Source organism: Chryseobacterium sp. Leaf394, assembly GCF_001424105.1.
In the GTDB taxonomy this organism is placed as follows: domain Bacteria; phylum Bacteroidota; class Bacteroidia; order Flavobacteriales; family Weeksellaceae; genus Chryseobacterium.
In genome coordinates this window covers 50,037-52,731 of the sequence record NZ_LMQH01000015.1, presented here as the reverse complement: position 1 = coordinate 52,731, position 2,695 = coordinate 50,037, and the positions used below count along the sequence as shown (strand labels likewise).

The following is a 2,695-nucleotide window of genomic DNA, read 5'->3' as shown; positions in this document are numbered from 1 at the left end:
GCTGTTGTGTATCCCAAAGATACCGAAAAATGAAAGCAATTCACAACGCGGTTTCGCTTACGTCGGTCGAAATAAAGGCTGTTGTGTATCCCAAAGATACCGAAAAATGAAAGCAATTCACAACGCCGCAGATATTGAGCAGATCGCGCAAAAAGCTGTTGTGTATCCCAAAGATACCGAAAAATGAAAGCAATTCACAACCGCCCGGCGCGGTGATCGTGTTTGTCGAAGGCTGTTGTGTATCCCAAAGATACCGAAAAATGAAAGCAATTCACAACATATTGACGCGGAAATTTATAGCGGGGTCTGCTGTTGTGTATCCCAAAGATACCGAAAAATGAAAGCAATTCACAACACCTAATGTAGAGCTTAAATTTTCGGGATAGCTGTTGTGTATCCCAAAGATACCGAAAAATGAAAGCAATTCACAACAAAGCTGAAGAAAATGGATACATAAATGTAGCTGTTGTGTATCCCAAAGATACCGAAAAATGAAAGCAATTCACAACACTAATGGTATAGATTTCATTAAAATTGAAGCTGTTGTGTATCCCAAAGATACCGAAAAATGAAAGCAATTCACAACCAAATATCTACACTCATAATTTATTTTTTTGCTGTTGTGTATCCCAAAGATACCGAAAAATGAAAGCAATTCACAACCAACGAAAGCCGGTGGTGACGTACGAATTTGCTGTTGTGTATCCCAAAGATACCGAAAAATGAAAGCAATTCACAACGGGTGTAACCTGCTGATTCTCAATAGCTTAGCTGTTGTGTATCCCAAAGATACCGAAAAATGAAAGCAATTCACAACCATAGCTTAACTCGTTTGAGAAAAAGGTGTGCTGTTGTGTATCCCAAAGATACCGAAAAATGAAAGCAATTCACAACCGCCTCCCCGCTTTCGCTTGGTTGCCCCGAGCTGTTGTGTATCCCAAAGATACCGAAAAATGAAAGCAATTCACAACAAAGTTTATGACCTGGAAAACGATTCCTTTGCTGTTGTGTATCCCAAAGATACCGAAAAATGAAAGCAATTCACAACCAACAAATGGATGAACAATCGTGGTCGAGAGCTGTTGTGTATCCCAAAGATACCGAAAAATGAAAGCAATTCACAACACTCAGATCGAAGAGGTCGACGCGGCGCCTGCTGTTGTGTATCCCAAAGATACCGAAAAATGAAAGCAATTCACAACTGATGTCAGCAGTGGTAATCATTATTGTTTGCTGTTGTGTATCCCAAAGATACCGAAAAATGAAAGCAATTCACAACAAGTTTTAAACTTGCAATTGTATCACTCATGCTGTTGTGTATCCCAAAGATACCGAAAAATGAAAGCAATTCACAACCAATACTGAAACTTCTATTTCATAACCTTCGCTGTTGTGTATCCCAAAGATACCGAAAAATGAAAGCAATTCACAACAACCTTCCCCTTCAATGATGTTTCACAGATGCTGTTGTGTATCCCAAAGATACCGAAAAATGAAAGCAATTCACAACATCTTTCTTTTCGCTGAAAATTTTGGAATTGCTGTTGTGTATCCCAAAGATACCGAAAAATGAAAGCAATTCACAACTTTCATTGGGTTTGTAGCGCAAACAAAACCGCTGTTGTGTATCCCAAAGATACCGAAAAATGAAAGCAATTCACAACAGTTCGTTTAGTTGTTTGTTGAATATTGATGCTGTTGTGTATCCCAAAGATACCGAAAAATGAAAGCAATTCACAACTTATTAAACTCAACTCCATATCCTGAATAAGCTGTTGTGTATCCCAAAGATACCGAAAAATGAAAGCAATTCACAACACGATGAAAGAGGTTTGCAAATCCGTCACGGCTGTTGTGTATCCCAAAGATACCGAAAAATGAAAGCAATTCACAACGTACACGATGAGATAGTAGTAGAAGAACCCGCTGTTGTGTATCCCAAAGATACCGAAAAATGAAAGCAATTCACAACACGGTATCGTTTTTAACCAACGTGTCCAAAGCTGTTGTGTATCCCAAAGATACCGAAAAATGAAAGCAATTCACAACCGGAATACGTCAAATCCACAAATCCATTTTGCTGTTGTGTATCCCAAAGATACCGAAAAATGAAAGCAATTCACAACAGCACAGACGAGGGTATCCTTGTTTCTGAAGCTGTTGTGTATCCCAAAGATACCGAAAAATGAAAGCAATTCACAACGAGCAGTGAAGACAATATTTCCGGTGGTGTGCTGTTGTGTATCCCAAAGATACCGAAAAATGAAAGCAATTCACAACTACGGTTTTCATCTGTTGTTAGTTCAATTAGCTGTTGTGTATCCCAAAGATACCGAAAAATGAAAGCAATTCACAACAAGAAATAATGAGGCAATGGTTAGAGGCGCGCTGTTGTGTATCCCAAAGATACCGAAAAATGAAAGCAATTCACAACTGGCGGTTAGGGCTTTATCCTGTTCAGCGTGCTGTTGTGTATCCCAAAGATACCGAAAAATGAAAGCAATTCACAACTGGAACCAGTCGGCGATATACTGCCCTGAAGCTGTTGTGTATCGCAAAGATACCGAAAAATGAAAGCAATTCACAACCAAAAAAGGTTTCCAATATCAAACTGTTTCGCTGTTGTGTATCCCAAAGATACCGAAAAATGAAAGCAATTCACAACTACAATTTGTAACACTTTTAATTTGGTTTT

At 38.8% G+C, this 2,695-nt stretch carries 1 CRISPR repeat array.

Annotation, left to right across the window (positions count from 1 at the left end):
- Positions 1–154: 154 nt before the first annotated feature.
- Positions 155–2,280: a CRISPR direct-repeat array (repeat unit 47 nt; unit sequence GCTGTTGTGTATCCCAAAGATACCGAAAAATGAAAGCAATTCACAAC).
- Positions 2,281–2,695: the final 415 nt, after the last annotated feature.